A 25,618-nucleotide genomic window follows, 5' to 3' on the forward strand; every position below is an offset into this window, starting at 1 on the left:
GCCGAAATGCTCTTTGAGCGATCAACACACGTCCTGGTAGGGCGTTCCTGGCAGGTAGCGCGCCCATTCGTCCCTGGTCAGGGTCCGCCCGGCCCGCGCGCACACCTGCCGCGCCACGAGCTCCCCGTCCACGGGCATCTCGAACAGGTCCCCGATCTGGTCGGCGACGTACAGGCGCGTGCCGTCGGCGCTGAACGCCAAGGTCAGGCCGAGGTCGGCGAGCAGCGGGACGGCCCCGCCCAGCCGCCGCCCGGCGCGCACGTCCCACACCTGCACGGTCCCGCCCTCGCTCACCGTGGCGAGGACGTCTTCCCGGGGGGAGAAGGCCAGGGCGTCGATCTGCTCCATCGTCCCGTGCAGCGCCGGCGGCACCGGGGACGGGCCCTTGGTGTCCCAAAGGAAGATCCGGCCCGTGATGCCGCCCACGGCGATCTTGTCGCCGGCGGGGCTGACCGCGAAGGACTGCGAGGGCATGAACGCGTTTCCCCGCTGCCGCCCGGTGGCCGCGTCCAGGATCCGCCCGTCGCCGCAGACGATCGTCCGCCCGCCGGCCCCGAAGGCGATGCTGCCGGTCTGCCGGTCGAGCGGGACGTCCCTGACCAGGCGGCCGCTGCGCGCGTCCCACTCGAGCAGGCGGTTTCCCGACGTCCTGGAGCCGTTGCCCGCCCGCGTGAGCGTGGCCGCGAAGAGCGCGCCGTCCGGGCTGAACGCACGGCCGTCCACCATGAGGCCGTGCGGCACCCGGTAGTCCCACAGCGGTCTGCGCCCGGCGATGTCCCAGGCGCGCAGCCGGTCGATGGTGACGTCGCTGATCACCATGGTCCGGCCCGTACGGTCGAAGACCGGGTCTCCCCAGTCGGCCGTTCCCGGCAGCGACCCGGCCGGTCTCCGGCGGGCCACGTCCCACAGCCGCAGGAGGCCGGACTCCTCCGGTTCCGTCGCCATCCAGCGGCCGTCGGGGCTCAGCGACGCGCGGAAGAACCGGCCCGGCGGGCGGGCCGACTCGGCCCGCGGCCGGATGTCCAGGCTGACCACGGCCTCCTCCAGGAGGTAGCGCAGGGTGTGCCCGTCGGGGTCGAGGCGGACGTCCGCCACGTCGTCCTCGGCCCGGTAGGTGAACACCTGCCGGTGGTCGCGCACCCGCCAGACCCTGATGGACCGGTCGGCGAACCCCGCCAGGTAGCGCCCGTCGGCGCTGAACCTCAGGCCGGCGTCGATGGCGTTGGCGGGCTCGTTGGCGCCGCTCTCGGCCCAGGGCCAGTCGTCCCCCGCATCGGTGACCCGCCGCCCCGTCGCGGCCGAGACGAGGGTGATCTGCCGGCCCCCGCAGGCCATCAGCGCGCCGTCCCGGCTGAAGGCGACGGCCCCCAGCTTCCCGGGGCAGGCTCCCCGGAATCTCGGGTCGCGGTCCTGCCCGGGCATCCGCCGCACGTCCAGCGCGCCGGTCAGCGGGTCCAGCAGCGCGGCGACCCGTCCCGAGCGCGGCACGGCCGGCAGGTCGCCGGGCCAGCCGCTCTCCGCCGCCCTGCCGTACGTCCTGCCGTACGTCCGGCCGTTCACGAAGTCCCAGACGAAGCCGTTCAGGTCCTCCAGCACGACGACCTTCGACTCGTCGTCCGCGAACTCGATCTCCCCCTCGGACCGCGCGCCGGGAACGGCGAGTTGGGCGCGAATCCTGCCGGTCCCCAGATCCCACACCATCGCCCTGGCCGCGGTGATCACCGCGACGGACCGGCCGCTCGGGCTGAGCGCCACGCCGAGCAGAGGCTCCGAGCGCGGGCCGGGCAGCGGGATCCGCCGCGCCAGACGCCGGTTCCGCACGTCGTACAGGCCGATCTCGTCGTCCGAGACCGCGACGACCGTACGCCCGTCCCGGCTCAGCGCCCGCAGCCCGCCGCCCGGCGGGCGGAAGGCGGCGATCTCCGGCTGGTAGAGCGAGGACATCAGGCTCGACCGGGCCTCGGAGCCGCCGTCGAGACGCCAGGCCGCCACGCTCAGCAGCATGGCGGCCGTGGGGTCGGTGGTCCGCAGGGTCCCGGCGCGCAGCGCCGCCTCCCGGCCGTTGGCCCGGTCGCGCTGCGCGGATATCTGGTCGCGCTGCTCGGCGATCCGGCTGCCCTGGTAGGCCGCCAGGCCGCCGCCCGCGAGGGACAGCGCGAGCAGCACGGCCAGGGCGGCCGTGAGCAGGCGGCGGCCACGGGCACGCCGGCGGGTCAGCGCGGCCGACGCGTCGAGGAACTCGCGTTCCAGGGCACTCAGGGCGAGACGTCGGCGGCCGGTGGCCGCCCAGCCCACGGCCGCGTCCAGGCGGCCGCCCTGCATGAGGTCGGCGGGACGGCGGCCGTGCGCGGCCCACTGCCGGGCCCGCAGGCGGATCTCCGCGTGGACGGGCAGGCCGTCCCACTCGTCGCTGAGCCAGGCACGCAGCCTGGGCCAGGCGCGCAGCAGCGCCGGGCGGGCGAGGCCCACCTCGCCGTCCTTGCGCGACAGTACATAGGCGAACGACCGGAGCACCTCGCCCGATCCGGGCGGCAACTCGTCCTCGGCCGCCCTGCGGGTGACGAGCTCGCCCTCCGGGCCCACCGCGACCAGCCGGAGGAAGATCTGCGGCACCAGGTCGCGCTCCGCGGGGCCGAGCGCGTCGTACGCGTCCTCGGCGAGCGCGCCCAGGGCGGGCTCGCGATCGCCCTCCGCGTGCACCGCCCGCGCCGCCCGGCTGCCCTCCGCGAGCAGCCGCGCCGTGTCCACCCGGGAGCCCCCGCTGATCAGCGCCATCAGCAGGTCGCGGGCGGACGGGCGGGCTGCCGGTTCCTTGACGAGGGCCGCGCCGACCAGCGGCCGAAGCGACTCGGGCAGCACGGACAGGTCGGGGTCGGCCGACAGCACGCGGTGCATGACCCCGCCCAGACTCTCCGCGCGGAACGGGTCCTCGCCCGTGGCGGCGAACAGCACGATCCCGCCCCAGGCGAACACGTCGGCGGCGGGCCCCGCGCGCTGTCCGGTGAACACCTCCGGCGCCATGTACGTCGGCGTTCCGGCCACCAGGCCGGTGCTGGTCAGCGACATCTCCAGGGTCCTGGCCACGCCGAAGTCGATCACCCGGGGGCCGTCCGGGCCGAGCAGCACGTTGTCGGGTTTGAGGTCACGGTGGACGACGCCGGCGTCGTGGATGGCGGTCAGCGCCGTGGCGATCGCGGTCGCCAGCCGGTGCAGGCCGTCGCCGGCGAAGACCTGCCCCTCCTGCACGGCCCGGCGCAGGCTCCGCCCCTCGACGTACTCGCTGACGATGTACGGCCTGGGCCCGTCCAACTCCGCGGCGATGACCGGCGCCGTGCAGAACGACGCCACCCGCCGGGCGGCCGCGGCCTCCCGCCCGAACCGCTCCCTGAGCTCGGGATCGGCCGCGGCGTCGCCGTGCAGCACCTTGAGCGCCACCCGGCGGCCCTGGCCGTCGTACGCCTCGTAAACGACGCCCTGGCCGCCGGAGCCGAGCCGCCCCGACAGCCAGTAGTCCCCCAGCCGCTCCGGATCCTCGGGCAGCAGCGTTCCCGTCATCGATCACCTCTCGCCCCGATTGGACGCGGGCGGGGACGCTCAGGTTCTGGTCCGGTCCTCAGCGGGTTTCGGTTCTCAGCGGGTTTCGGTTCTCAGCGGGCGCGAGGCCGGCCCGACCGCCAGGGGCGCCCGGAGTGGTCCGCCCCCGGCCGGGGTCGCGGGGGCACGACCCGCCGCCGGTGGTGCCGGGCGGGCAGCGCGGGCGCGGGCAGGTCGTGGCGGCCGGAGACGAACTCCTGCACCGCGATCTTCGCCCGGATGACCGGGCGGCGCCAGCGCTCCTCCCGATGGATCGCCTTGGCCATCAGGCGCGGCCGGGGCCGCCTCGCCCGTTCCGAGTAGCACCAGCGGGCCCAGGGCGAGCCGGGACGGGCCACCCGCACCGCCCCCACGTACAGCAGCGGCGGCACGAACAGTCCCAGCAGGCCGCTCCAGATCTTCCCCTTCAGCAGGGTGATCATGGCGAAGACGAGGTTGACGAAGAGGAACGCGGGGGCCGTCCAGTGGCCGCCGTCCGCGCCGTTCCAGCTGAGCGGGCGCAGCCCGAGCAGCAGCAGGCCGGTGGCCGCGATCGCCACGAAGACCGCGTCCACGGAGGTGCGGCCCTCCTCCTGCCAGTAGACGTCGCGCAGGTGCAGGATCAGTGAGAACTCGTCGAGCACGAGGGCGGCGCCCACGCCGAACACGGCGGAGGAGAAGGAAAACCACCCCCTGGACACATCCGACAGGACCAGCCCGGCCACCCCGCCGAGCAGTGTCAGCACGACGCCGAACACCATGTGGTGGATGTGCATCTCGCCCACGCTGACGTTGCCGAGCCACCGCACCCGCGCCCTGATCAGCCGTACGTTCACCCGCGTGAAGACGAACGCCGTGATCAGCGCGACGAAGAAGCAGAACAGCGGCAGGCGGTGCGCCCCGATGATGCGTTCGTGAAACCAGTCGGCCATCAAGCGATCCCCCGGCCTTCGATGCTACGACGCGGCGGAGGTGGTCAGGCGAGAAAGCCGCGCAGCAGGGCCGCCGTGCCCTCCAGGTGCTCGGCCACCGCCCGTTCTGCCGCCTCGGGGTCGCCGTCCAGGATCGCGGCGGCGATGGCGGCGTGCTGGACGGCCGCGTGCTCGATGTTGGGCCGCAGCACGGGGATCGCGTTGAGCAGGTCGGTCACCCGCAGCCGGGCGTCGGCGCACGCGGCGGCCAGCAGCGGCGAGCCGCTCAGCTCCGCGATCGCCAGGTGGAACGCGATGTCCATCCGGCGGTAGTCGGCCGGCGCCGCGTCGTTCACCCCGGACAGCCGGGCGGCCAGCGTCTCCCGCTGCCGCGGGGTCAGGTCGGTGGTGGCGAGCACCCGGGCCGCCCCGCACTCGACGGCCATCCGGAACGTCAGCGCGTCCTCGAGATCGTCTTCGCCCATGCGGGTGACGGCCCTGCGCAGGTCGCCCTTGCGCGGGCTCGGCGGCCGGTAGACGACGAAGGCCCCGCCGTACCGGCCGCGCCGTACGTCGAGGTAGCCGGCCTCCTGCAGAGCGCGGATCGCCTCGCGCAGCGTGACCCTGCTGATGCCGAGACGGGTGGCGAGCTCGCGCTCCGGCGGCAGCTTCTCGCCGTGCGGGACGACGCCGAGCTTGATGGCCTGCAGCAGGCGCTCGACGGTCTCCTCGAACGCGTTGCCCGCCCGCACCGGCCGCAGCAGCGACACCGCGCCGGTGATCCCGACGGCCGCGTCCCGCGACGCGGGCGCGGCCGGAGTCCGGGGGGCGGAGACGGACGCCTCCGCCGGGGTGATCTCCATGCGCATCGTCCCTCCACCCGTCATCGCGGGTCCCCCGTCCCTGCGATCGAGGTTAAACCCCCCGGACATTGTTGACGACGAGGGGAACATGGTGCTTGCATGCCCTCAATGGTCTGATTCCAGACTTTTGGACGGGAGGCACCGTGCTCAGCGTGGAGCGACTCCGCGATGACGTCGAAGCGGGCCGCGTGGACACGGTCCTGCTCGCGGTCACCGACATGCAGGGGCGGTTGCAGGGCAAGCGGCTGTCGGCGCGGTACTTCCTCGAGGAGGTGCTGGACCACGCCGCCGAGGGGTGCAACTACCTGCTCGCCGTGGACGTCGACATGAACACCGTGGACGGCTACGCCATGTCGTCCTGGGAGCGCGGCTACGGCGACTTCGTCATGCGGCCGGACCTGTCGACGCTGCGCCGCGTGCCCTGGCACGAGGGCACCGTGCTGCTGCTGGCCGACCTGGTGTGGGAGGACGGCGCGGACGTCGTGGCCTCCCCCCGGCAGATCCTGCGCCGCCAGCTCGCCCGGCTCGCCGAACGCGGCTGGACCGCGTACGTCGGCACCGAGCTGGAGTTCGTCGTCTACGACGACAGCTACGAGCAGGCCTGGCAGCGGGGCTACCGCGACATGACGCCGGCCAACCTCTACAACGTCGACTACTCGCTGCTCGGCACCTCCCGCATCGAGCCGCTGCTGCGCAAGATCAGGCTCGGCATGGAGGGCGCCGGGCTGTACGTCGAGTCCGCCAAGGGCGAGTGCAACCTCGGCCAGCACGAGATCGCCTTCCGGTACGCCGACGCGCTGACCACCTGCGACAACCACGTGTTCTACAAGAACGGCGCCAAGGAGATCGCCGCCCAGGAGGGCAGGTCGATCACGTTCATGGCCAAGCCCAACCAGCGCGAGGGCAACTCCTGCCACATCCACATCTCGCTGCGCGACGCCGACGGCACCCCCGTCATGGCGGGCGGCGAGCCGTACGGGCTGTCGGAGACCGGCCGGCGCTTCGTGGCCGGGCAGCTCGCGGCGATGCGGGAGCTGACCCTGCTCTACGCGCCCAACGTCAACTCCTACAAGCGGTTCGTGCCCGGCAGCTTCGCCCCCACCGCCGTCAAGTGGGGCGTGGACAACCGCACCTGCTCGCTGCGGCTGGTGGGCCACGGCCCCTCCCTGCGGATCGAGAACCGGGTGCCGGGCGGCGACGTCAATCCCTACCTCGCGGTCGCGGCGATGATCGCGGCCGGGCTGCGCGGTATCGACGCCGGGCTGGAGCTGGAGGAGCCGTTCGGCGGGAACGCGTACGACTCCGGGGCGGAGCGGGTGCCCGCCACGCTCCGCGACGCCCTGGCGCTGTGGGAAGGCTCGCCGATCGCCGAGGAGGCGTTCGGCAAGGACGTGGTCGAGCACTACGCCAACAACGCGAGGGTCGAGCTGGCCGCCTTCGACGCGGCGGTCACCGACTGGGAGCTCTATCGGGGGTTCGAACGGCTGTGAAGATAGTCAATCCGGCGACGGAGGAAGTGATCGCCGAGGTCGAGATGGCGGACGCCGCCGAGGTGGACCGCGCGGTCGAGCGGGCCGCGCGGGCCTTCCCCGCCTGGCGTGCGGTCGCCCCGGGCGAGCGGGCCCGGCTGCTGCGCCGCTTCGCGCAGGTCGTGGAGGACCACGCGGAGGAGCTCGCGCGGCTGGAGATCGCGAACGCCGGGCACACCGTCGGCAACGCCCGCTGGGAGGCGGGCAACGTCCGCGACGTGCTGAACTTCTACTCGGGGGCGCCCGAGCGCGACCATGGCAAGCAGATCCCGGTGCCCGGCGGGGTGGACGTCACGTTCGCCGAGCCGCTGGGCGTGGTCGGGATCATCGTGCCGTGGAACTTCCCGATGGTCATCATGACCTGGGGAGTCGCCCCGGCCCTCGCCGCCGGCAACACGGTGATCGTGAAGCCCGCCGAGTGGACCCCGCTGACCGCACTGCGGCTGGCCGAGCTCGCCCTGGAAGCCGGGCTGCCCGAGGGCGTGCTCCAGGTCGTGCCCGGCGAGGGTGAGGTCGCCGGGGCCCGGCTCGTCGAGCACCCTGACGTACGGAAGATCGTGTTCACCGGCTCGACCGAGGTCGGGAAACTGATCGGCGCCAAGGCGGCCGAGCAGGTCAAGCGGGTGACGCTGGAGCTGGGCGGCAAGAGCGCCAACATCGTCTTCGCCGACTCCGACCTCGACAAGGCCGCGGCCTCGGCGCCCATGGCGGTCTTCGACAACTCCGGCCAGGACTGCTGCGCCCGCTCGCGCATCCTGGTGGAGCGTTCCGTCTACGACGACTTCCTCGCGCGCCTGTCGCAGGCCGTCCGCGAGGTCAGGGTCGGCGACCCGAACGACCCGGCGAGCCAGATGGGCCCGCTGGTCAGCGCCGAGCACCGGGAGCGCGTCGCGTCGTTCGTCACGCAGGCCGACGTGTACGCCGCCGGGTCGTGCCCGACCGCCCCCGGCTACTGGTTCCCGCCCACGGTGCTGGCCGGATCGTCCTCGGAGTCCTTCCGCAGGGCGTTCACCGAGGAGATCTTCGGGCCCGTGGTGTCCGTCGTGCCGTTCGAGGACGAGGCCGACGCCGTACGGATCGCCAACGACACGGCGTACGGCCTGTCGGGGTCGATCTGGACCCGCGACGTGGGCCGGGCGCTGCGCGTGGCGCGGGCCGTCGAGGCGGGCAACCTGTCGGTCAACTCGCACTCCAGCGTCCGCTACTGGACCCCGTTCGGCGGCTTCAAGCAGTCGGGCCTCGGCCGGGAGCTCGGCCCGGACGCCCTGTCGGCCTTCACCGAGACCAAGAACGTCTTCATCTCCACGGAGTAGATCAATGCAGCGTTTGCAGGACCGCGTCGCCGTCATCACCGGGGCGGGCAGCGGCATCGGGCTGGCCACGGCCCACCGGTTCGCCCAGGAGGGCGCCAAGGTCGTGGTGGCCGACCTCGACGAGGAGGCCGGCGCGAAGGCGGCCGGGGAGGTCGGCGGCCTGTTCGTCAAGGTGGACGTGGCGAACGAGGACGACGTGGCCCGGATGTACCGGACCGCGTTCGAGGAGTTCGGCAGCGTCGACATCGCGTTCAACAACGCGGGCATCTCGCCGCCGGACGACGACTCCATCCTGGAGACCGGGATCGACGCCTGGCGCCGGGTGCAGGAGGTCAACCTCACCAGCGTCTACCTGTGCTGCAAGCACGTGATCCCGTACATGCAGCGGCAGGGCAAGGGCTCGATCGTCAACACCGCGTCGTTCGTCGCGGTCATGGGCTCGGCCACCTCGCAGATCTCCTACACCGCCTCCAAGGGCGGCGTGCTCGCCATGAGCCGCGAGCTGGGCGTCCAGTTCGCCCGCGAGGGCATCCGGGTCAACGCGCTGTGCCCCGGGCCTGTGGACACCCCGCTGCTGCGGGAGCTGTTCGCCAAGGACCCCGAGCGCGCCCAGCGCCGTCTCGTCCACGTGCCGATCGGCCGTTTCGCCCGGGCCGAGGAGATCGCCGCGGCGGTCGCGTTCCTCGCCTCCGACGACGCGTCGTTCATCACCGCCTCGGAGTTCCTGGTCGACGGCGGCATCTCCGGCGCCTACGTCACTCCGCTGTAGGGGGGTATGCCCATGGCTCGTCCCGTGATCGGCGTGACGTGCTACGTCGAGCCGGCGAAGTTCACCGTCTGGGACATGCCGGCGGCGCTGCTGCCGTACATGTACGTCGACCACATCGCGCGGGCGGGCGGCCAGCCGGTCATCCTGCCGCCGGCGGGTGAGCCCGCCGCGCTGGCCGGGCGGCTGGACGGGCTGATCATCGCGGGCGGGGGCGACGTCGACCCCGCCCGCTACGGCGCGTCACCCGCCGAGCAGACCGGATACGTCCGGGAGTTCCGCGACGAGGCGGAGTTCGGACTGATGGAGGCCGCCCTGCGCACCGGCCTGCCGTTCCTCGGCATCTGCCGGGGACTGCAGGTGCTCAACGTGGCGCTGGGCGGCACCCTCCACCAGCACCTGCCCGACGTGGTCGGCCACACCGCCCACTCCCCCGCCCCCGGGACGTTCGGCCGCCTCCCCGTACGGCTCTCGCCCGGGTTGGCCAAGATCTACGACGGCGAGGACCTGACGCCCGCCCACTACCACCACCAGGCGATCGACCGCCTGGCGGACGGGCTGGAGGTCACCGCGCGCTCCGACGACGGCACGATCGAGGCCGTCGAGGTCACGGGCGCGGCGTTCGCCCTGGCCGTCCAGTGGCATCCGGAGGCCGACGAGGACGGCCCGCTGTTCCACGCCCTGGTCGCCGCCGCCCGCCGCTGACGGCCAGGAGGATTGAAGCCGGTCACAAGCGATGGACAAGCCTCCTGGCCGACACTCCGTGGACCATGAGGCTCAATCGCGGCGGACTTCCCGTCGTTCCCGTCGTCCACCAGCGCACCCCCACCGAGTGCGGTCCCGCCTGCGTCGCCATGGTCCTGGGCGCGTACGGACACCACGTGGAGGTGCGCGAGCTCGGCGAGGAGATGGGCGTCGGCCGTGACGGCACCTCCGCGCTCACCCTGCTCCGGGCGGCCAGGCGGCGGGGACTGGAGGCGCGGGCCTTCTCCCTGCCTCTCGAGGGGCTGGCGCACGCGCCGCTCCCGGCGATCGCGCACTGGAAGGGCGACCACTACGTCGTCGTCGAGCGTCACGGGCCCGGCGGGGTCACGATCGTCGATCCCGAGACGGGCCGCCGCCGCGTCACCGCCGCCGAACTCGCCCGGGACTACAGCGGCGTGCTGCTCGTCTTCACGCCGGGCCCCGAATTCCGGCGGACCGGACGCCTGCGGCGGGGCCGCTGGTGGCGGTGGCCGGCCGCCGTCGCCTTCGCCGGCCGCCGGCGGCTGCTCGCGCTGCTTGTGGCGCTCAGCGTCGTCATGCAGGCGTTCGGCTTCGCTCTCCCCGCGCTGACCGAGCTGGTCGTCGACCGGGTGCTGCCGGCCGGCGACCACGACCTGCTGACCGTCGCGGGCCTCGGGGTGCTGGGCCTGGTCGCCGCGTACGGCCTGGTCCGGGTGCTGCGCGGATACGCCGTGGTCGCGCTGCGGGTGAGCGCGGACGGCGAGCTGGTCCGCGTCACGGGCGAACGGCTCCTCGCGGCGCCCTACCGGTTCTTCGCGCTGCGCGGCTCCGCCGACCTGGTCAACCGCGTGCTGGCGACCTCCCTGATCCGGGAGGTCCTCACCAACCAGGTGACGCTCGCCTTCCTGGAGGCGCCGCTGGCCCTGGGGTACGTGATCGCGATCAGCGTGCGCAGCCCGCTGATCGGCGCCTGCCTGGTCGCGTTCGCCCTCGCCCAGGTGGGCCTGCTGCTCCTCACCCGCCGCCGCGTCGGCGACCTGACCCACCGCGAGACGGAGGCCCGCAACGACCTGCAGAGCAGGCTGATAGAGGGCCTGCGCGGCATCGAGACGGTCAAGGCCTCCGGCTCAGAGCCGCGGATCGCGGGCAGATGGGCGACGGCCATCGCCGCCGTCGCCGAGCGGTCGGGAAGAAGCGGCCGGGCGCAGGCCCTCCAGGACGCCCTGCTCGGGGCCCTGCAGTTCGCCGCCCCGCTCGCCCTCGTGTGGGCAGGCGCCCGCCAGGTGGCGGACGGCGCGCTGACCCTCGGCGGGATGCTCGCGTTGCAGGCCCTGGCCGGCGCCGCGCTGGCCCCGCTGACCTCGCTGGTCACCGGTCTGCAGGCCGTGCAGTCGGTCCGGCCGCACGTGGAGCGCCTGGCCGACGTCTGGCAGGCCGAGCCGGAGCCGGTCCCCGCCGCCCCGGTCACCCGTACGCTCACCGGGCGGATCGAGCTGGATCGCGTCGGCTTCCGCTACGGCCCGGACAGCCCGTGGATCCTGCGGGACGTCACCGTCACCATCCGCCCCGGGCAGAAGGTCGCGCTGGTCGGCGCCTCCGGATCCGGCAAGACCACCCTGGCCCGGCTGATCCTGGGGCTGCTGGCGCCCGTCGAGGGCGAGATCCGCTACGACGGCGTGCCCGCCGCCGCCTTCGATCCCGGCGCCCTGCGCCGCCAGTTCGGCGTGGTGCCCCAGGAGCCCGTCCTCTTCAACGGCACGATCTTCGACAACATCGCGCTCAACGTCCCCTCCGCCACCGGAGAACAGGTGGAGCGGGCGGCCCGGGCGGCCCGCCTCCACGAGGAGATCGCGGCCATGCCGATGGGCTACCACACCCTGCTCACCGACGGCGGCGGGCTGTCGGGCGGGCAGCGCCAGCGGCTCGCGCTCGCCCGCGCCCTGCTGTCGGAGCCGAGGATGCTGCTGCTGGACGAGGCCACGAGCCACCTCGACACCGCGACCGAGGCCGCGATCGAGGAGAGCCTGCGCGGCTTCGCGGGCACCCGCGTCGTCATCGCCCACCGGCTGAGCACCGTACGGGACGCCGACCTCATCCTCGTGCTGGACCGGGGCCGGATCGTGGAGGCGGGCGGCCGCGACGAGCTGCTCGGCAGGGACGGGCACTACGCGCGCCTCGTCGCGGCGCAGCGGCTGGGCGCCTGACCTTCACGAACTGCGGATAAAGCAGGCCACAAGTGGCTTACCTCCGTCACGCAATCCGGTTCCAAGACGATCAAGACAGGCTCTGGGACACGGGGGAGCCGCCCGGCTCCCGACGCGAATGGAAGGAGAAGACCATGAGCGGACAGCCCAAGACCGAGTTGCGGGACCTTTCCGAGGTGGGCGCCGAGCTGGACGAGAGCCGGCTGGAGGGCGTCACCGGCGGAATGAGCGACCCCATGGCCGCCCGGACGAGGTCCGGCGCGGGCTACGACGACTACCTGTGCTGAGGGAGCGATCATGAAGGTTCGGACCGTCATCGCCGCCATCGACGCCGTGGGCGAGGAACTGGACGAGGAGCGCCTGCGCGGCGTGACCGGCGGCCAGGCCCCCGAGTTCGACCGGAGCGGCTGCTACGCCGACAACATGTGCAAGTACGACGACATCTCCATCTGACACTTGCCCGTGACACCACAAGGTGACCACTCCGGGTGGATCACGTTGTGACACACAGGGTGGGAGCGCCGCCCCGGTGGCGCTCCCACCCGCCGGCCCGCCACTCACCGGCCCGCCACAGTGCCGGCCCGCCACAGTGCCGGCCCGCCACAGTGCCGGATGAACACGGCCGTTCCGGCATGGCGCGGCGACCTCGCCCAGTCCGCTCAGGTCTCTTTGGTCACGTCGAAAGGCCCTCCGTTGCGCCCTCCTCACGTTCTCGTCCTCACCAGCGAGGACGACCCGCACGCCGAGCGGGTCTGCGACCTGCTCGCCCGGCGCGGCGCGCGGGTCAGCGTCTTCGACCCCGGCGATTTCCCCGTCCACGCCGCGGTGGACCTCGGCTACGGCGCGGGCACCGGCACCCGGCGGATCCTGCGCGAGAAGGAGACGATCGACCTCGACACGGTGTCCGCCGTGTGGTGGCGCCGGCCGACTCCCCCGCGCCCGCACGCCGAGATCACCGATCCGGCGGTGGCCGCGCACACCGTGCAGGAGTGCAAGAGCCTGCTCAGCGACCTGTGGGAGCATCTGCCGTGCCGTCAGGTGCCCGCCCGCGAGTCGGTCTTCCGCCGCTCCGGTCAGAAGGCCTCCCAGCTCGCGCTGGCCGCGGAGCTCGGATTCGCGATCCCGGAGACACTGATCAGCACGGACGCCGAGTCGTTCCTCGACTTCCACGACCGGCACGACGGCCGCGTCATCACCAAGGCCTTCCACGTCCCGTTCGTCGAAGGCGTCGGGGACGCCGGCCTCACGATGACCCGCCTCACCGAGCCGGTCTCGCCCCGCGACCTCGCGTACGCCGACGGCCTGCGGTTCTGCCCGGTGATCGTGCAGGAGATGGTGCCGAAGCGGGTCGAGTTGCGCGTCACGATCGTCGGGCGGCGGATCTTCGCCGCCGAGATCCACTCGCAGGCCTCCAACCGATCGAGCCTCGACTGGCGGTACTACGACACCCGGACCACCCCGCACCGGCCGCACCGGCTGCCCGAGGAGATCGCCGACCGGTGCCTGGCGCTGATGGACCGCCTCGGCCTGCTGTACGGCGCCGTCGACCTGATCGTCACGCCGGACGACCGTCACGTCTTCCTGGAGGTCAACCCCAACGCGCAGTGGCTGTGGGTCGAGAACATGACCGGTCTGCCGATCAGCGAGGCCCTCTGCGACCTCCTGCTCGAACCGGCCTGACGCCCCCTCCCCGAACGAGCCCGACAGATCCCGCCCAGAGGAGCCCGACATGCCGCCGCACAGTGTTGTCCACAGTGGTGTTCTTCTCCCGCCCGGCCTGCTTGCCGATGTCCTGGCGTACCTGCGCCGGATCGGCGATCTGGAGCCCGACGAGGCCAGGCTCCTGCTGGCCGGCCTGCGGGCGGAGCATGAGGGCGTGCCGATGCGCCTGGTGTGGCAGCGCGACCACCCCGGCGGCGGCTGTCACTACGACATGCTGATCCCGGTGGGGAACGGCACGGTCTCGGTCGCCTTCGCCCCCGACCGCGCCCTGCCCTGGCCGCTGCGGGGCAGCCGCAACTCCGGCGAGCAGGTCGTCGTCCGGGTCAACGGCATGGAAGTCGCGATGGAGCAGGCCATGGCGGTGCTGGACGAGCTGTGGAGCGACGCCTCAGTGGCGAGTCGGCTCGTCGACGCCGCCCTGGTCGCGCACGAGCTGTCCGACGACCCGGTGGACCTGTCCCCCGCCGAATTGCAGGACGCCCTCGACGCCTTCCGGCGGGCCCGGGGGCTGCTCACGGTCGAGGCCACCCGGGCGTGGATGGCCGAACGCGGCCTCGACCACGCCGGCCTGGAGCACATCGTGGCCCAGGAGGCCGGGATCGCCCGGCTGCGCCGACGCGTCGCCGGCGACCGTGCCGACGGCCTTTTCGCCGCCGATCTCCACTCCTACGAGCGGCTGTGCGTGCTGTCCCTCCGCTATCCGCGGCTGGAGGCCGCCCGGGCCGCCGCCGACCGGCTGCGGGACGGCGGGGCCGATCCCCTCGCCTCGGCCGTCGCCGAGACGCTCGACCACGGCGCGGACGCCCGCCTGCGCCGCCTGTTCCGCGCCGAGCTCGGCCAGGGGGCGGCGAACGCGGCCCCCGGCGACGTCCTCGGCCCGTACGGACCCGACCCCGTGGTCACACAGGTGGTGGAGGTCAGGCCCGCCGTTCTCGACGACGCCACCCGGCGGGGGATCGAACAGCGGCTCTTCGAGGACTGGCTGGCCGGGCGGCGGCGCGAAGCCCACGTGGAGTGGGTGTGGGGCGACGCCCGGCGCACCGAGGCCGTCAACCAGGCCCTGCGGGCTCCCGCGACCGGAGGTGCCGCCACGACGGCCCGGTGAGCGCCGGATCCCTGCAGGTCATCGGGAACAGCTCAGCGGGAAGAGGGCGGAAGCGGTGGAGGCGGCGTCATGTCCAGCGCCCGGGCGATCGCGTCCATGATGTGGGCCGTCTCCTCGACGGCGAGCTTCGTCAGCGCGGCCGGGTCGCGATCGGCGAAGTAGGAGCGGCCCATCCTGAACTCGGCCCTGGCGATCGTCCTGCCGCGCTCGACCTGCCAGAGGTCCCTGCCCTCGTTGACGGTGACACCGACCTTGCTCTTCCGCAGCCCCGTCTGGCTCCACCACGCGCGCCACTCCGCGGAGTCGTTCAAGGCGCGGTCCAGCGCGTGGGCGGCGTTCTCATACTGTCGCGGCGCGCTCTTCCAGGCCGAGCCCCGGCGTGTGTCGTACCACCGGCCGTCCACCGGCAGCCCGGACAGCAGGGAATCGAACTCCTCGTACCAGTCCAGGCCCGCGACGTCCCACAGCACGGTCGCGACGGCGTCCACGAGCAGTTCGGCCTCACCCGCGTCCCACTCCTCGTCCTCTGCCGCCGCCGGATCGGCGAGCACGGCCTCGTATCGCTCTCGCCCGGCGGCGACCATCGCGTACAGCAGGTTCTCGTACGCGTCTCCAACCAGCGGGATCGGCGGACCGCCATCGTCACTGACGTCGGGGACCGGACGCACCTCCAGAGCCAGTGCGGTCAGCGCGCGTGCCTTCGCAGCGAGATGCGCGCAGAAGGCCTCCACCTCCTCCGCGCCCAGCGACGATAGGCGTTCGCCCAGCAGATCGGCGCCGTCTTCGTCGACCACCCCGTCGAGCATGCCGACCAGCTCCCAGAAAACCTCGTCCGTCATAAGCCGTACCTCCCCGGGCCGGCGCCGCACCGCGCCGCTCATCGCGTAATCGGCGTCACACTCTCACGCCGCCGGCAGGGGCAGTCGGCGAGAGCTTGATCTGTAACCGATTTCATTTAGGTTATCGGCGTATCGGCGCGCACCGGGGCCGGGCATTGCGGTCATCAGAGCGGCGTTTATGGGCTCCGGAGCAGCCGACATAGAAACGACGCATTTTTGACTCAAGCCGCCGGAGAGAGATATGGTCAAATGGCGATCAAAGCCGCGTCGTCGGCGCGTTCACGCTGCTTTCGTGCGAGGGGAACCGTGTTATACGCCGTGCTCGGACCGTTCCTGGCCATGAAACCCTCAGGGGATGTCATCGCCGGGCTCGCCCCGAGGCACCGGCAACTTCTCGCGCTGTTCCTGCTCAATCCGAATATCGCGGTTCACCGGGACCGGCTCATCGATCTGTTGTGGAATGGCCGTCCCACTAAATCGGCGCCGCGGAATCTTACCACCTACATCGCACAGGTGCGGCGGCGGCTCTCGCCACGCGACCCCGACCTTTCTCCGCTGCACACCGTGGACGGCGGCTACCTTCTTTCCGTCCCGCCGGGATCCGTGGATGCTGCAGTATTCAACCATTTCGCGGCCCAGGGCAGAATCGCTCGCGAAAATGGTGATTACCACAATGCGGCGAGGATGTTCGAGAACGCGCTGAGCCTGTGGCGGGGCGACGCCCTGCTCGCAATGCGGCATGTGGACGAGCTCTCCGCGTGGGCCGACCGGCTCGACGAGGACCGGCGCGCGGTGACCGAGGACCTCTTCGACGTACGGCTGGCGCTCGGGCACCATCACGAGATCGTCGGCGGCCTGGCCCAGTGGGCCCGGCGCCACCCGCTGCGCGAACGGCCGCACCGGCAGCTCATGCTGGCGCTGCACCGGTCGGGCCGCACCCACGACGCTTCGGCGTCCTACCAGCGACTGCGCCGCACCCTGGTCGACCGACTCGGCACCGAGCCGTCCCCCGACACGCAGGCGCTCCATCAGCGGATCCTGACCGGCGACGACCTTCCGTCCACCCTGATGCGCCTCCGCGCGGGGCATCGGCCGCCGTGCGACTCCAATCACGCCGTGTGACGGAGCTCTCAAGCTCGCGAGAGCCAGGACGACCTCGCCGACCTGGAGACGGGATACCCCGATCGGGGAAATCGGGGCGATCCAGCCGGTTACGGGGATGGCGGCGAACCACTAGGCTTGCAGCACACCGGTGATCCCGTGCGGGAGAGCGTCCTGGCATCCGGTCAGGGCCCCTGAAGGAGCAAGCCCTCCCCGCGAACCTCTCAAGGCAAAGGACCGTGCGGGCCAGGTGACCTCTGGAAAGAAGGCCGGAAGGCCTCGCCGAAGGTGAAAGTCCGGCAAAGATCGGACGAAGCTCTCAGGCGCCGATGACAGAGGGGGAGGATGCCCGATAGTCAAACGCAGCATCCGTCCTTCCGAGGTGCGCATGTCCCGATCCACCCCGCTCCGCGGGGTCCACGAAAGTCTCGGTGCGACCCTGACCGACTTCGCGGGCTGGCAGATGCCCCTGCGCTACGGCAGTGAGTCCGCCGAGCACAACGCGGTGCGCACGGCCGCGGGGCTGTTCGACCTGTCCCACATGGGGGAGATCTTCGTCGTCGGCGCACAGGCGGGCGAGGCGCTCGACCGCGCTCTCGTGGGGCACCTCAGCGTCCTCGCGCCCGGCCGCGCCCGCTACACGATGATCGTGAACGAGACCGGCGGCATCCTCGACGATCTCATCGTCTACCGCCTCGACGAGGACCAGTACATGGTCGTCGCCAACGCCTCCAACTACGCCCTCGTCGCCCGTGAGCTCGCGGACCGGGTCCGGGGCTACGACGCGCGGGTGACCGACCGGTCGGACGAGTACGCGCTGGTCGCGGTGCAGGGCCCGCGCAGCGCCGAGATCCTGGCCGCGCTGACCGACGCCGACCTCGACGATCTGAAGTACTACGCCATCGTCCCCGGCGTCGTCGCGGGCACGCCCGTCCTGATCGGGCGCACCGGATACACCGGCGAGGACGGCTTCGAGCTTTTCGTGCTGAACGAGCACGCCGTGCCGCTGTGGAACGCCCTCGCCGAGGCGGGCAAGGACGCCGGCCTCGTCCCCGCCGGGCTGTCGGCCCGCGACACGCTGCGCCTGGAAGCCGGCATGCCGCTGTACGGCAACGAGCTGAGCGCGGCGATCACGCCTTTCGACGCGGGACTCGGCCGGGTCGTCCGGTTCGACAAGCCCGGCGACTTCGTGGGTAAGTCCGCCCTCGAACGGGCAGCGGAGAACGGCACCAGGCGACGCCTGGTCGGGCTGGTCGCGCGCGGCCGCCGCGTGCCCCGCCACGGCTACCCCGTCACCCGGGAGGGCGCCGTCGTCGGCGAGGTGACCAGCGGCGCCCCGTCGCAGTCCCTCGGCCGCCCGATCGCCATGGCGTACGTCGACGAGAGCGCCCTGGAGAAGGGCGGCCTGGCCGTGGACATCCGGGGCAGCCAAGAACCGGTCGACGTCGTCGATCTGCCTTTCTACAGGAGGAGCAAGTGAGCACCATTCCGGACGACCTGAGCTACACCAAGGAACACGAGTGGGTGGCCGGCATCGAGGACGGCCTCACCGTGACGGTGGGCATCACGGCGTACGCGGCCGAGCAGCTCGGCGACGTGGTTTACGTGGAGGTGCACACGGAGGTCGGCTCGACGGTCGCGGCCGGCGACGCGGTCGGCGAGGTGGAGTCCACCAAGTCCGTGAGTGACATCTTCGCGCCGGTCGGCGGCGAGGTCGTCGAGATCAACGCCGCCGTCGTGGACAACCCCTCGCTGGTCAACTCCGACCCGTACGGCGAGGGCTGGCTGTTCCGCGTGCGCGTGGAGGAGGAGCCGGAGGACCTGCTGTCGGCCGCGGAGTACACCGCGCTGACCTCCGGCGAGTCCTGACAGGTAACTGAGAGGCGACGGTCAATGGCGATCAGCGTCTTCGACCTGTTCAAGGTGGGGATCGGGCCGTCCAGCTCGCACACGGGCGGCCCGATGGCGGCGGCGCACAAGTTCGTCCGCGGTCTGCACCAGGACGGGCTGCTGGAGAAGGTCACCCGGGTCGAGGCCATCCTGTACGGCTCGCTCGGGCTGACCGGCAAGGGCCACGGCAGCGACAAGGCGGTCCTGCTGGGCCTGTCCGGCGACAAGCCCGAACTGGTCGACGTCGACACCGTCGACGAACGGCTGGCGGCGATGCGGGCGAGCGGCACGGTGACGTTGTACGGCGTGCACGAGATCCCGTTCGTGGTCGGTGAGCACCTCGTCTTCGAGCGCAAGCTGTCGCTCCCCCACCATCCGAACGGCATGCGGTTCACGGCGTACGCCGACGACACGGTGCTGCGCGAGAAGGTGTACTACTCGGTCGGCGGCGGCTTCGTGGTGGACGAGAACGCCACCGGCGCCGACCGGATCAAGCCCGACGACACGGTGCTGCCGTACGCCTTCACGACCGCGCACGAACTGCTCGCGCACTGCGCCGAGACCGGCCTGTCGATCTCCGGCCTGATGATGGAGAACGAGAAGGCCTTCGGCCGTACGGAGGAGGAGATCCGGGCCCGCCTGCTGCACCTGTGGGCGGTCATGGCCGAGTGCGTACGGCGCGGCACCAGCCGCGAGGGCGTCCTGCCGGGCGGGCTCAAGGTGCGCCGCCGGGCCCACCAGCTGTACCGGCGGCTGCAGGGCGAGCCCGACGGGACCGACCCGCTGCGGGCGATGGACTGGGTCACGCTGTTCGCGCTGGCCGTCAACGAGGAGAACGCGGCGGGCGGCCGGATCGTCACCGCGCCGACCAACGGCGCCGCCGGCATCGTCCCGGCCGTTCTGTCCTACTACATGCGCTTCCTCCCGGGTGCCGACGAGGACGGCGTCGTCCGCTTCCTTCTCACCGCGGGCGCGATCGGCGTGCTGTTCAAGGAGAACGCCTCCATCTCCGGCGCGGAGGTGGGCTGCCAGGGCGAGGTCGGCTCGGCCTGCTCGATGGCGGCGGCGGGCCTCACCGAGGCGCTCGGCGGGACGCCCGAGCAGGTCGAGAACGCCGCCGAGATCGGCATCGAGCACAACCTCGGCCTGACCTGCGACCCGATCGGCGGGCTCGTCCAGATCCCGTGCATCGAGCGCAACGCCGTCGCCTCGATCAAGGCGATCGCCGCCGCCCGCATCGCGCTGCGCGGCGACGGCCGCCACTTCGTGTCGCTGGACAAGGCGATCAAGACGATGCGCGACACCGGCAGGGACATGCTCGACAAATACAAGGAGACCTCGCGCGGCGGCCTCGCCGTCAACGTCATCGAGTGCTGAACCTCGCGTCGCCGGCGAGCGCCATGATGTGGCGAATGTGACGCATGTGCGCCTCGCCAATATCGTGGTGACTTCCCGGCGATGAGGAGGGCCGTCACGTGAGGTGGCGCGAGGCGCTGCGCCCGCATCGGGCGTTCCTGGTCGTGCTGGCGGCGGGCGTCGCGCTGCGCGCGCTCGCCGTGCTCGGCTACCGGCCCGCGCTGTGGTTCTGGGCCGACTCCTTCGCCTACCTCAGCTCGGCCCTCGACCTTCGGCCGCTGCCCTCGCGGCCGTCCGGCTACTCGCTGTTCCTCGCCGCGCTGAGCCCGCTGGGCAGCATCACCGCCGTCGTGATCGTCCAGCACCTGCTCGGTCTCGGCATGGCCGTCTGCGTCTACGCGGTGCTGCGCCGGCGGACACGGCTGCCGGGCTGGGGAGCGGCGCTGGCGGCGGCGCCGGTGCTGCTCGACGTCCACCAGATCCAGCTCGAACACCTCGTCATGGCGGACCTGCTGTTCACCGCGCTGGTCGTGGCCGCCGTGACGATCCTGCTGTGGCGCCCACGCCCGGGCGCGTGGCCCGTCGTCGCGGCGCTGCTGCTGCTCGGGTTCGCCACGGTCACCCGCACCCTCGGGCTGCCCCTCATCGCGCTGGCGCTGCTGCCGGTGCTGCTCGCCGGACGCTGGAGGATCGCGCTCGCCGGACTCGCCGCCGCGTCCGCCGTGCTCGGCGGGTACGCCGTCTGGTTCCACGACGCCCACGGGTCGTACGGGATGGGCGGCAGCAGCACGTGGCTGTGGTCGCGCACGATGACCTTCGCCGACTGTTCGGTGATGAAGCCGCAGAAGGAGCTGGCGGTGCTGTGCCCGTCGGAGCCCAGGCTCGCCGCGCCCGCCTACATCTGGGCCGCCGACTCGCCCATCCAGCGGGTGAAGAAGGACAAGGACCGGCTGGCGAGCGAGTTCGCCTCGCTGGCGATCCGCAGCCAGCCCCTCGACTTCCTGGCGACCGGGCTGCACGACGCCATGTGGGCGTTCGGATGGGACCGGAAGGTCTACCCCGCTCCGGGCACGCAGAGCGCGTACGTGTTCCCCGCCTCGGTGAAGCCGTTCACCTCCAAGGTCGCCTCCGGTGGCCGTACGGCGGGCGCGCTGACCACCGCGTACCAGGGGAGCTCCGGGGACACGAAGGTGGTCGAGCCGTTCGCGGGGTGGCTGCGCGCCTACCAGGAGCAGGGCTTCCTGCGCGGGCCGCTGCTGGCGGCGGTCCTGCTGGCCGGGCTCGCCGGGCTGGTGGCCCGGCGGTGGGCGGCGCTGCTGCCCTGGGCCACGGCGGCGGTCCTGCTCCTGCTGCCGCCCCTGATCGCCGCCTTCGACCACCGCTACGTGGTGCCCGTCGTGCCGCTCGCCTGCCTGGCCGCCGGGCTCGCCCTCGGCTCGGGCGCGGCTCCCGCGCCGTGGCGTCGGGAGGGACGGTCAGCGACGGCGGACGTGCAGGCGAACGACCGCAAGCGCGTCATCGCGGCCGACCGCGCGGCGAACGCGTGAGACCGCCGACTCGTCGAGCCGCCTGATCACCTGCCGCAGGTCGGCCGACCGCCGGAGCGACACCGACACCCGCACCCTGCCGTCGCGCACGAGCCTGACCGAGATGTGGCCGATCCCGTCGATCCCCTTCAGCGCCACGCCGAGCATGGCGATGCCGGCGCCGGTGCGGCTGCCGACCCGGCCCCAGCCGAGCGCCATGAAGAGCCAGCGGGTCGCGACCAGGGCGAGCACCATGGCCGCCCCGGCCAGCAGGGGCAGCGCCCACGGCTTCCCGTCGGCCACCCTCGCGTCGGCCACGCTCGCGTCGATCAGGGCCGCGCCGGGCCGCCCGCGCACGGCGGCCAGCAGGCCGAAACCTCCCGCGACCAGCGTGAGCCCCACCAGCAGGAGCCCGACCCTGTTTCCCCAACGCGGACGCACGTCAGCCCCCTCTCCTGCGCAGCCGTACGACCACCTCCTGGCGGGACCGGACGCCGAGGCCCGACAGCCGGTCCCCGACCGCCGCGCCGACCTCGCGCAGCAGGGCGCCGGTCGTGTCCGCGTCGGCCACCACGGCGACCTCGATCCGCCTGCGGAGGATGTGGACGTCGGCCCGCCGGACGTGCTCGACCTCGCGGGCCGAGGCGGCGAGCGTCCGGCGCAGACCTGCGCGGGTCAGTCCCATCGCGAGCAGCGGGTCACGGCATTCCAGGGGCATGAGCCGGGGACGGCCGGGAACGAGCGCGAGGGCCACCAGTCCCGCCCCGCACACGATCATGCCGACCGCGGCGACGGGCACGGCGGGATCGGCCGTCGTGAGGTTCAGCAGCCGGGGCGGCAGCCGCCAGGGCCGGGACACGCCGAGCATGACGGCGACGACCACGGCCGTGAGCACCCAGCCGAGCAGGGCGATCACGGCGGCTACCACGACGGCGGCCGGGGTCCGGCCCGGCCGCAGGACGCGCACGGCGCTCCGCCGGCCCGCCGCGGCGTCCCTGCCGCCCGTGTCGCTTCCGGCGCCCTCGGCGTCCGGGCCGCTGCCCGCGCCTGTGGCGCCCGAGTTGTTTCCGGCGCCCTTGGCGCTCCTCGCCGACGAACCCGCCAGGATTCCCTGCACGACGCTCATCAGCCGTTCACCCTTCCCGCTCACCGTGCCGGGTCCGCTCGGTAGTCACCTCACCATGGGTACACGGAGCGGTGACGGGACGGGCGGGTCACCCGCCGCCTTGCGCGATCATGGCGGCGCCACGGCGGAGTTTTTGCCCAGGCCCGGTTAACGTGAACCTCGCTCATGTATTTCCCGGCGACGCCGTACTAGGCTGCGCCCATGGACGACCGACAGCGCCTCGACCAGGCGACGGCCCACCTTGAGCCGCCCTTCGCCGTCCTCGACATGGACGCGCTCCGGTCGAACGCGGCCGCGATGGTGCGCCGGGCCCGGGGCAAGCCGATCCGGGTGGCCAGCAAGTCGATCCGCTGCCGGGCCGTGCTCGAACGGATCCTGGCCATGGACGGCGTCTCGGGCGTCATGGCCTTCACGCTGCCCGAGGCGCTGTGGCTGGTCTCCACCGGCCTGCGGGACGTGCTCGTGGCCTACCCCACGGCCGACAGGACCGCGCTGCGCGCCCTGGGATCGGACGAGGTCGCGGCACGGGAGATCACCGTCATGGTGGACTCGCCCGAGCACCTCGACCTCATCGAGAGCCTTCGGCTCCCCCACCGGATCCGGGTCTGCCTGGACGTCGACGCGGGGTTCGTGGCCTTCGGCGGCGCGTTCCGGGCCGGCGCGCTGCGGTCGCCGATCCGCGAGCCCGAGCAGGCCGCCGAGATCGCCGCGCAGATCGCCAAGCGTCCCGGGCTTCGGCTGACCGGGCTCATGGCGTACGAGGCCCAGATCGCCGGGGTGGGCGACGACGTTCCGGGACCGTACGGCCGCGCGGTGCGCTGGATGCAGGAGCGGTCGCGCCGCGAGCTGACCGTGCGGCGCGGCCGGATCGTGCAGGCCGTACGTCAGGTCGCCGATCTGGAGTTCGTCAACGGCGGCGGCACGGGAAGCATCGAGAAGACCGTCGCCGAGCGGGCGATCACCGAGGTCGCGGCGGGCTCGGGGTTCTTCCACCCCCGGCTGTTCGACTTCTACCGGGGCTTCACCGGCCGCCCGGCGGCGCTGTTCGCCCTGCCGGTCGTGCGCAAGCCGGCGCCGGACGTCGTGACCGTGCTCGGCGGGGGCTACCCCGCCTCCGGGGCCCCCGGGCCGACCCGGCTGCCCCAGCCGTACCTGCCGGCGGGGCTCAGGTATCACTCGGACGAGGGGGCGGGTGAGGTGCAGACGCCGCTCCTGGGCGAGGCCGCGGCCGACCTCCGCCTCGGCGACCGCGTCTGGTTCCGCCACGCGAAGGCCGGGGAGCTGTGCGAGCGCTTCGCCACTCTGCATCTCGTCGAGGGCGATCGGGTGACCGAGGAGGTCCCGACCTACCGCGGCGAGGGCAGGACCTTCCTGTGACCGCGGGCCCGGCCTTGTGATCGTCCCTGTGGGAACGCGGACGCCGCCGTGAACCGCGTCACGGCGGCGTCGTCCGGCGGCGGGTCAGCGGGAGCGGCGGCGCAGCAGCACGATGGCCGCGCCGACGACGACGACCACGCCGATCCCGATCAGCACCGGAGCGATGTTGGGCGCCGGATACTCCACGGGCTGCTCGCCCTCGCCGTCGGCCGGGGCGTACGTGCGCGGCCCCAGGACCATGTCCTCCACGGACGTGACGAAGTCGCGCGCGTTGGCCTTCGCCTTCTCGACGCCGCGCTCCGCGACCCGCTTCGGGCTCACCCGGTCCGCGATGGCGTCGACCGTGCGAGCGAGCTCCGCCCGCGTGCGCTCGATCTTCCGTTCCAGCGCATCGGGATCGGTGTCCGCCATGCGATCCCCCTCCTGTGGTATTCGTGTGTGATCAGTCTGCCAGGTCCGGCGGTCGCCCCGCACAGCGGCTGAGCCGGTAGTTTGGTTGACGCTTGCCCGCCGATCGCCGCGGGTCACCTTTTTCCGGAGGACGTGATGAGCAAGCTCCAGCCCGGCGACGCCGCGCCGGACTTCACCCTGACCGACGCCGACGACAACGAGGTCTCGCTGGAGTCGTTCCGCGGCAGGCGGGTCATCCTGTACTTCTACCCGGCGGCGATGACCCCCGGATGCACCAAGCAGGCCTGCGACTTCCGCGACAACCTCGGCGCGCTGACCGAGCAGGGCTTCGTGGTGCTGGGCGTGTCCAAGGACAAGCCCGCCAAGCTGCGGCAGTTCCGCGAGCGTGACGCGCTGACCTTCCCCCTGCTGTCCGACACCGGTCTTGACGTGCACAAGGCGTACGGCGCGTACGGCGAGAAGACGAACTACGGCAAGACCATGATGGGCGTCATCCGCTCCACGTTCGTCATCGACCCCGACGGAAAGATCGAGAAGGCCCTCTACAACGTGAAGGCCACCGGTCACGTCGCCCGGCTCACGAAAGAGCTGGGGATTTCCTGAAATACCCCTTTCGCCACGCTCCCGGAATTGTCGGCGGCGGCCGATAAATTCCGGAGCATGGCGAAGTACAAGTACACCCCCGAGTTGCTCGCCGACGCGGCGGCCGCCGCGAGCAGCGTCGCCGACGTGCTGCGCTATCTCGGCATCCCGTGGTCGGGCGGCGCCCACGCCCACATCAGCCGCCGCCTCAAGCACTTCGACATCGACACATCCCACTTCGGCAGGCCCTCGCCGAACAAGAGCGCCCCGACGCCCCGGCGTTACCTGCCTGTGGAGATCCTCGTGCTGCTTCCTCCGGGATCCGGACGCGAGAAGCCTCGCAAGCTCAGGCGGGCACTGCGAGAAGTAGGAGTCCCATACGTCTGCGCAGACTGTAGGATAGGCGGCGCCCGGCAGGGCCGGCCGCTGACATTGCACATCGACCACATCAATGGCAATTGGCTGGACAACAGAAAAGAGAACCTGAGATTCCTCTGCCCTAACTGCCATTCTCAGACGGAGAATTTCGCAGGCAAAGGAAGAGGAAAAGGGGTCGTAGCCCAATCGGCAGAGGCAACGGTTTTAGGTACCGTACAGCGCGAGTTCGAATCTCGTCGACCCCACTGCAATTCAGATGACAATGGTGAGCCGCGATCGTATTCAGGGACTTGGAAGTCGCCGAATTCCGAGCGGCCCGC

General features: G+C 72.2%; 23 protein-coding genes, 1 tRNA gene, 1 pseudogene and 1 riboswitch. Of the genes and pseudogenes, 18 read left to right on the top strand and 7 right to left on the bottom strand.

Annotated features, from left to right (window positions below; all coding sequences use genetic code 11):
- Positions 1–21: 21 nt before the first annotated feature.
- The 3 genes from FLW16_RS13030 to FLW16_RS13040 all read right to left on the bottom strand — a co-directional run bounded on the left by FLW16_RS13030 (position 22) and on the right by FLW16_RS13040 (position 5,353).
- Positions 22–3,555: a WD40 repeat domain-containing serine/threonine protein kinase gene (locus tag FLW16_RS13030; protein ID WP_142560270.1), complete on the bottom strand. Its 3,534-nt coding sequence runs from the start codon at positions 3,553–3,555 to the stop codon at positions 22–24.
- Positions 3,556–3,647: 92 nt separating this feature from the next.
- A complete protein-coding gene (locus FLW16_RS13035) occupies positions 3,648–4,505 on the bottom strand; it encodes a hypothetical protein (RefSeq protein WP_260615220.1) in 858 nt (285 codons plus the stop codon).
- Positions 4,506–4,549: 44 nt separating this feature from the next.
- Positions 4,550–5,353 (bottom strand): FadR/GntR family transcriptional regulator, encoded by an 804-nt coding sequence (locus FLW16_RS13040; RefSeq protein ID WP_260615221.1) that lies wholly within the window; start codon positions 5,351–5,353, stop codon positions 4,550–4,552.
- A 146-nt stretch (positions 5,354–5,499) separates the two neighbouring features.
- Here FLW16_RS13040 and FLW16_RS13045 point away from each other — a divergent pair, with 146 nt between their 5' ends.
- The 9 genes from FLW16_RS13045 (at position 5,500) to FLW16_RS13075 (ending at position 14,712) form a co-directional block, all read left to right on the top strand.
- A complete protein-coding gene (locus tag FLW16_RS13045) occupies positions 5,500–6,837 on the top strand; it encodes a glutamine synthetase family protein (RefSeq protein WP_312847135.1) in 1,338 nt (445 codons plus the stop codon).
- Between the two features lie 44 nt (positions 6,838–6,881).
- On the top strand, positions 6,882–8,189 hold the full coding sequence (locus tag FLW16_RS13050; RefSeq protein ID WP_260615240.1) for an aldehyde dehydrogenase: 1,308 nt from the start codon (positions 6,882–6,884) through the stop codon (positions 8,187–8,189).
- A gap of 4 nt (positions 8,190–8,193) precedes the next feature.
- The gene (locus tag FLW16_RS13055) at positions 8,194–8,958 is read left to right on the top strand and encodes a 3-oxoacyl-ACP reductase (RefSeq protein ID WP_139575940.1); all 765 of its coding nucleotides are present in this window, start codon (positions 8,194–8,196) and stop codon (positions 8,956–8,958) included.
- Positions 8,959–8,970: 12 nt separating this feature from the next.
- On the top strand, positions 8,971–9,660 hold the full coding sequence (locus FLW16_RS13060) for a gamma-glutamyl-gamma-aminobutyrate hydrolase family protein (RefSeq protein ID WP_142560272.1): 690 nt from the start codon (positions 8,971–8,973) through the stop codon (positions 9,658–9,660).
- A 65-nt stretch (positions 9,661–9,725) separates the two neighbouring features.
- Positions 9,726–11,885, top strand: a complete 2,160-nt coding sequence (locus FLW16_RS13065) for a peptidase domain-containing ABC transporter (RefSeq protein ID WP_142560273.1) — start codon at positions 9,726–9,728, stop codon at positions 11,883–11,885.
- A 134-nt stretch (positions 11,886–12,019) separates the two neighbouring features.
- Positions 12,020–12,172, top strand: coding sequence for a hypothetical protein (locus FLW16_RS43625; protein ID WP_185949397.1), 153 nt, complete (start codon positions 12,020–12,022; stop codon positions 12,170–12,172).
- Positions 12,173–12,182: 10 nt separating this feature from the next.
- Positions 12,183–12,338, top strand: coding sequence for a hypothetical protein (locus FLW16_RS43630; RefSeq protein ID WP_185949398.1), 156 nt, complete (start codon positions 12,183–12,185; stop codon positions 12,336–12,338).
- A gap of 240 nt (positions 12,339–12,578) precedes the next feature.
- On the top strand, positions 12,579–13,565 hold the full coding sequence (locus FLW16_RS13070) for an MvdC/MvdD family ATP grasp protein (RefSeq protein ID WP_142560274.1): 987 nt from the start codon (positions 12,579–12,581) through the stop codon (positions 13,563–13,565).
- A 49-nt stretch (positions 13,566–13,614) separates the two neighbouring features.
- Positions 13,615–14,712, top strand: a complete 1,098-nt coding sequence (locus FLW16_RS13075; protein WP_142560275.1) for a TIGR04500 family putative peptide maturation system protein — start codon at positions 13,615–13,617, stop codon at positions 14,710–14,712.
- Positions 14,713–14,744: 32 nt separating this feature from the next.
- Here the strand turns inward: FLW16_RS13075 and FLW16_RS13080 are convergent, their stop codons facing one another.
- Positions 14,745–15,551: a DUF4240 domain-containing protein gene (locus FLW16_RS13080; RefSeq protein WP_185949399.1), complete on the bottom strand. Its 807-nt coding sequence runs from the start codon at positions 15,549–15,551 to the stop codon at positions 14,745–14,747.
- 249 nt (positions 15,552–15,800) lie between these two features.
- Between FLW16_RS13080 and FLW16_RS13085 the strand changes: the two genes are divergently transcribed.
- From FLW16_RS13085 to FLW16_RS13105, 5 genes are all read left to right on the top strand, one after another.
- Positions 15,801–16,673: an AfsR/SARP family transcriptional regulator gene (locus FLW16_RS13085; protein ID WP_142560277.1), complete on the top strand. Its 873-nt coding sequence runs from the start codon at positions 15,801–15,803 to the stop codon at positions 16,671–16,673.
- 131 nt (positions 16,674–16,804) lie between these two features.
- A riboswitch (glycine riboswitch) is annotated at positions 16,805–16,902 on the top strand.
- 138 nt (positions 16,903–17,040) lie between these two features.
- Complete coding sequence (gene gcvT / locus FLW16_RS13090; RefSeq protein ID WP_142560278.1) at positions 17,041–18,132, top strand: glycine cleavage system aminomethyltransferase GcvT; 1,092 nt, start codon at positions 17,041–17,043, stop codon at positions 18,130–18,132.
- Positions 18,129–18,521, top strand: coding sequence for a glycine cleavage system protein GcvH (gene gcvH, locus FLW16_RS13095; RefSeq protein ID WP_142560279.1), 393 nt, complete (start codon positions 18,129–18,131; stop codon positions 18,519–18,521). The genes gcvT and gcvH overlap by 4 nt, the downstream gene beginning before the upstream one ends.
- A 24-nt stretch (positions 18,522–18,545) precedes the next feature.
- Entirely contained in the window at positions 18,546–19,919 is a 1,374-nt protein-coding gene (locus tag FLW16_RS13100) for an L-serine ammonia-lyase (RefSeq protein ID WP_142560280.1), read from the top strand.
- Positions 19,920–20,017: 98 nt separating this feature from the next.
- On the top strand, positions 20,018–21,445 hold the full coding sequence (locus tag FLW16_RS13105) for a hypothetical protein (RefSeq protein WP_142560281.1): 1,428 nt from the start codon (positions 20,018–20,020) through the stop codon (positions 21,443–21,445).
- On the opposite strand, the gene FLW16_RS13110 is transcribed toward FLW16_RS13105, so the two are convergent.
- Positions 21,374–21,865, bottom strand: coding sequence for a hypothetical protein (locus tag FLW16_RS13110; RefSeq protein ID WP_142560282.1), 492 nt, complete (start codon positions 21,863–21,865; stop codon positions 21,374–21,376). The genes FLW16_RS13105 and FLW16_RS13110 overlap by 72 nt on opposite strands.
- A 1-nt stretch (position 21,866) precedes the next feature.
- Positions 21,867–22,550: a DUF6286 domain-containing protein gene (locus FLW16_RS13115; RefSeq protein ID WP_142560283.1), complete on the bottom strand. Its 684-nt coding sequence runs from the start codon at positions 22,548–22,550 to the stop codon at positions 21,867–21,869.
- A gap of 201 nt (positions 22,551–22,751) precedes the next feature.
- Between FLW16_RS13115 and FLW16_RS13120 the strand changes: the two genes are divergently transcribed.
- Complete coding sequence (locus tag FLW16_RS13120) at positions 22,752–23,927, top strand: amino acid deaminase/aldolase (RefSeq protein WP_142560284.1); 1,176 nt, start codon at positions 22,752–22,754, stop codon at positions 23,925–23,927.
- A gap of 84 nt (positions 23,928–24,011) precedes the next feature.
- Here the strand turns inward: FLW16_RS13120 and FLW16_RS13125 are convergent, their stop codons facing one another.
- A complete protein-coding gene (locus FLW16_RS13125; RefSeq protein ID WP_142560285.1) occupies positions 24,012–24,338 on the bottom strand; it encodes a DUF3618 domain-containing protein in 327 nt (108 codons plus the stop codon).
- Positions 24,339–24,473: 135 nt separating this feature from the next.
- On the opposite strand from FLW16_RS13125, the gene bcp reads away from it, so the two are divergent.
- The 3 genes and pseudogenes from bcp (at position 24,474) to FLW16_RS13140 (ending at position 25,543) form a co-directional block, all read left to right on the top strand.
- Positions 24,474–24,941 (top strand): thioredoxin-dependent thiol peroxidase, encoded by a 468-nt coding sequence (gene bcp, locus FLW16_RS13130; RefSeq protein WP_142560286.1) that lies wholly within the window; start codon positions 24,474–24,476, stop codon positions 24,939–24,941.
- 57 nt (positions 24,942–24,998) lie between these two features.
- Positions 24,999–25,433: pseudogene (locus FLW16_RS46165) on the top strand (HNH endonuclease signature motif containing protein); the annotation flags it as partial.
- A gap of 36 nt (positions 25,434–25,469) precedes the next feature.
- Positions 25,470–25,543, top strand: a tRNA-Leu gene (locus tag FLW16_RS13140).
- Positions 25,544–25,618: the final 75 nt, after the last annotated feature.

Origin of the sequence: Microbispora sp. KK1-11 (genome assembly GCF_006874435.1) — a bacterium.
GTDB classification, from domain to species: domain Bacteria; phylum Actinomycetota; class Actinomycetes; order Streptosporangiales; family Streptosporangiaceae; genus Microbispora; species Microbispora catharanthi.